This window comes from Shigella sp. FC1567 (assembly GCF_001743015.1).
GTDB lineage: Bacteria > Pseudomonadota > Gammaproteobacteria > Enterobacterales > Enterobacteriaceae > Escherichia > Escherichia coli.
In genome coordinates, this window is record NZ_MIIV01000156.1 from 1 (window position 1) to 4490 (window position 4490).

Sequence of the window (4490 nt, forward strand, 5' to 3'; positions counted from 1 at the left end):
CGAACTCCGCCTTCGCAAAATAAGCGGAAGCCTGGCGAAGGATATCGTTACTGCGGCGCAGTTCACGATTTTCACGTTCCAGCTCTTTCAGACGCTGACGTTCAGCGGTGGTGAGCCCGCCATCACCGCCTCCGGTATCCCGCTCATGCTGGCGTACCCAGACACGCAGAGTCTCCGGTGTACAGCCAATCTTTGGGGCAATGGAACAAATTGCCGCCCACTGTGAGTCATATTCGCCCTGACTTTCCAGAACCATACGAATCGCCCTCTGACGGACTTCGGGGGAAAAACGAGTATTTTTAGTCATCCTGTTTACCTCTTTCTCAGGAAGTTTAGTCTCCAGGATTCCCGGGGCGGTTCATGATCAATCGACTTTGTAGAGTTTCGGACGAAGGTCCGCAGAATATTCGCAGTATTAAATAAGTGTTCATTAATGCGGCAAAAACTAATACACCGCATCAATGTAACATCTCTGCGGTGTATGAAGAATAACCAGAATGGTTAATAGGCGTTAGACCGCGCGGAAGGAAATCTCGCCTGGAATGACTTCACCCTGCCAGTAGAGCTGAGCTGCAACGCGGTCAGCCAGCTGGCGGTAGATAGCGGTAAATTCGCTCTCCGGACGGCTGATAACCGTTGGCGTGCCTTTATCGAGATCCTCACGTAAGGAGATGTGTAACGGCATCTGCCCCAGCAGCTGTGTGTGGTATTTTTCAGCCAGTTTCTCTGCACCACCGGTACCGAAAATCGGTTCATGGTGACCACAGTTACTGCAAATATGCACACTCATGTTCTCGACAATACCAAGCACCGGAACCTCGACTTTCTCGAACATCACAATGCCTTTTTTCGCATCGATCAACGCGATGTCCTGCGGGGTGGTGACCACGACTGCACCAGTTACTGGAATGTTTTGCGCCAGCGTCAATTGAATGTCACCGGTGCCTGGCGGCATATCAAGCACCAGATAGTCGAGATCCGGCCACAAGGTTTCCTGCAACATCTGCATTAACGCCTTGCTCGCCATCGGTCCACGCCACACCATCGCATTGTCGTCAGTGACCAGATAACCAATTGAATTGGTTGCCAGGCAATGAGACATAATCGGTGCCATATGGGTACCGTCCGGCGAAGTTGGACGCTGATTTTCTGCGCCCAGCATGGTGGGAATTGATGGGCCGTAGATATCGGCGTCCAGAATGCCGACTTTCGCCCCTTCCGCCGCCAGTGCCAGCGCCAGGTTTACCGCCGTGGAGGATTTACCCACGCCGCCTTTACCGGAACTGACCGCAATGATGTTCTTCACACCATTAATACCCGGCTGATTCTTCACGCGTTTTAAGGTGGCGATATTGTGCGACAGTTTCCAGTCGATAGCTTTCGCCCCGGTGATACGCAGCAGTTCGGCGCTACATTGCTCTTTTAACTCTTCAAACGCGCTATGCCAGACGAATGGCATAACCAGTTCCACATGCAACGTGTCGTCCATCCAGGCGACATGGTGCAACGCTTTCAGCGTGGTGAGGTTATGCTTCAGGGTTGGGTGCTGAAAATTGGCCAGTGTCCCGGCGACCATTGCGCGCAAGGCTTCTGGTGATTTGGCCTGGGATTGTTCGTTCATCCCGACTCCTTTTTTGTATAGATAAACCATCAGCTGATAGTTTACCTGAAGAATATAGAGAAGTACTTACTTAACATTTTCCCATTTGGTACTATCTAACCCCTTTTCACTATTAAGAAGTAATGCCTACTATGACTCAAGTCGCGAAGAAAATTCTGGTGACGTGCGCACTGCCGTACGCTAACGGCTCAATCCACCTCGGCCATATGCTGGAGCACATCCAGGCTGATGTCTGGGTCCGTTACCAGCGAATGCGCGGCCACGAGGTCAACTTCATCTGCGCCGACGATGCCCACGGTACACCGATCATGCTGAAAGCTCAGCAGCTTGGTATCACCCCGGAGCAGATGATTGGCGAAATGAGTCAGGAGCATCAGACTGATTTCGCAGGCTTTAACATCAGCTATGACAACTATCACTCGACACACAGCGAAGAGAACCGCCAGTTGTCAGAACTTATCTACTCTCGCCTGAAAGAAAACGGTTTTATTAAAAACCGCACCATCTCTCAGCTGTACGATCCGGAAAAAGGCATGTTCCTGCCGGACCGTTTTGTGAAAGGCACCTGCCCGAAATGTAAATCCCCGGATCAATACGGCGATAACTGCGAAGTCTGCGGCGCGACCTACAGCCCGACTGAACTGATCGAGCCGAAATCGGTGGTTTCTGGCGCTACCCCGGTAATGCGTGATTCTGAACACTTCTTCTTTGATCTGCCCTCTTTCAGCGAAATGTTGCAGGCATGGACCCGCAGCGATGCGTTGCAGGAGCAGGTGGCAAACAAAATGCAGGAGTGGTTTGAATCTGGCCTGCAACAGTGGGATATCTCCCGCGACGCACCTTACTTCGGTTTTGAAATTCCGAACGCGCCGGGCAAATATTTCTACGTCTGGCTGGACGCACCGATTGGCTACATGGGTTCTTTCAAGAATCTGTGCGACAAGCGCGGCGACAGCGTAAGCTTCGATGAATACTGGAAGAAAGACTCCACCGCCGAGCTGTACCACTTCATCGGTAAAGATATCGTTTACTTCCACAGCCTGTTCTGGCCTGCCATGCTGGAAGGCAGCAACTTCCGCAAGCCGACCAACCTGTTTGTTCATGGCTATGTGACGGTGAACGGCGCGAAGATGTCCAAGTCTCGCGGCACCTTTATTAAAGCCAGCACCTGGCTGAATCATTTTGACGCAGACAGCCTGCGTTACTACTACACTGCGAAACTCTCTTCGCGCATCGATGATATCGATCTCAACCTGGAAGATTTCGTTCAGCGTGTGAATGCCGATATCGTTAACAAAGTGGTTAACCTGGCCTCCCGTAATGCGGGCTTTATCAACAAGCGTTTTGACGGCGTGCTGGCAAGCGAACTGGCTGACCCGCAGTTGTACAAAACCTTCACTGATGCCGCTGAAGTGATTGGTGAAGCGTGGGAAAGCCGTGAATTTGGTAAAGCCGTGCGCGAAATCATGGCGCTGGCTGATCTGGCTAACCGCTATGTCGATGAACAGGCTCCGTGGGTGGTGGCGAAACAGGAAAGCCGCGATGCCGACCTGCAGGCAATTTGCTCAATGGGCATCAACCTGTTCCGCGTGCTGATGACTTACCTGAAGCCGGTACTGCCGAAACTGACCGAGCGTGCAGAAGCATTCCTCAATACGGAACTGACCTGGGATGGTATCCAGCAACCGCTGCTGGGCCACAAAGTGAATCCGTTCAAGGCGCTGTATAACCGCATCGATATGAGGCAGGTTGAAGCACTGGTGGAAGCCTCTAAAGAAGAAGTAAAAGCCGCTGCCGCGCCGGTAACTGGCCCGCTGGCAGATGATCCGATTCAGGAAACCATCACCTTTGACGACTTCGCTAAAGTTGACCTGCGCGTGGCGCTGATTGAAAACGCAGAGTTTGTTGAAGGTTCTGACAAACTGCTGCGCCTGACGCTGGATCTCGGCGGTGAAAAACGCAATGTCTTCTCCGGTATTCGTTCTGCTTACCCGGATCCGCAGGCACTGATTGGTCGTCACACCATTATGGTGGCTAACCTAGCACCACGTAAAATGCGCTTCGGTATCTCTGAAGGCATGGTGATGGCTGCCGGTCCTGGCGGGAAAGATATTTTCCTGCTAAGCCCGGATGCCGGTGCTAAACCGGGTCATCAGGTGAAATAATCCCCCTTCAAGGCGCTGCATCGACAGCGCCTTTTCTTTATAAATTCCTAAAGTTGTTTTCTTGCGATTTTGTCTCTCTCTAACCCGCATAAATACTGGTAGCATCTGCATTCAACTGGATAAAATTACAGGGATGCAGAATGAGACACTTTATCTATCAGGACGAAAAATCACATAAATTCTGGGCAGTTGAGCAACAGGGAAACGAGTTGCATATCAGTTGGGGAAAAGTTGGCACCAAAGGGCAAAGCCAGATAAAAAGTTTTTCAGATGCTGCGGCAGCGGCAAAAGCGGAGCTTAAGCTGATTGCGGAGAAGGTGAAGAAGGGGTATGTGGAGCAAGCGAAGGATAATGAGGTGTACTGGCAATAGCGGACACTACCATTTGTTCTTTTTTTGAGCAGCCATCTGATGATATTTTTCCCTGAAGGCTGCCGGGGAGATATTCCCCAGACGAGAGTGACGACGCTGACGATTGTAGAAAATCTCAATGTATTCCCGTATTACTGAGATGGCTTCATCCCGGTTATTAAAACGATAGTGGCTCAGGCTCTCATTTTTCAGCGTTCCCCAGAAGCTTTCCATCGGAGCGTTGTCGTAACAGTGACCTTTACGCGACATTGATGTTTTCAGACCAGACTGCTCCTGTATGACCCGGTAATCGTATGCGCAGTACTGTGAACCTCGATCAGAGTGGTGGATTAG

The 4490-nt window shown here is 51.2% G+C and carries 4 protein-coding genes and 1 pseudogene; 2 read left to right on the forward strand and 3 right to left on the reverse strand.

Annotated features, from left to right (window positions below; all coding sequences use genetic code 11):
* On the reverse strand, positions 1 to 307 hold a 307-nt coding region (locus tag BHE85_RS11040; RefSeq protein ID WP_032219445.1), incomplete at its 3' end, for a transposase.
* Positions 308 to 511: 204 nt separating this feature from the next.
* On the reverse strand, positions 512 to 1621 hold the full coding sequence (gene apbC / locus BHE85_RS11045; RefSeq protein ID WP_001005436.1) for an iron-sulfur cluster carrier protein ApbC: 1110 nt from the start codon (positions 1619 to 1621) through the stop codon (positions 512 to 514).
* Between the two features lie 131 nt (positions 1622 to 1752).
* Between apbC and metG the strand changes: the two genes are divergently transcribed.
* Entirely contained in the window at positions 1753 to 3786 is a 2034-nt protein-coding gene (gene metG, locus BHE85_RS11050) for a methionine--tRNA ligase (protein WP_039064055.1), read from the forward strand.
* A gap of 140 nt (positions 3787 to 3926) precedes the next feature.
* A pseudogene (locus BHE85_RS11055) lies at positions 3927 to 4145 on the forward strand (WGR domain-containing protein); the annotation flags it as partial.
* A gap of 18 nt (positions 4146 to 4163) precedes the next feature.
* Here the strand turns inward: BHE85_RS11055 and BHE85_RS11060 are convergent.
* A partial coding sequence (locus BHE85_RS11060) for an integrase core domain-containing protein (protein ID WP_146628269.1) occupies positions 4164 to 4490 on the reverse strand: 327 nt, incomplete at its 5' end.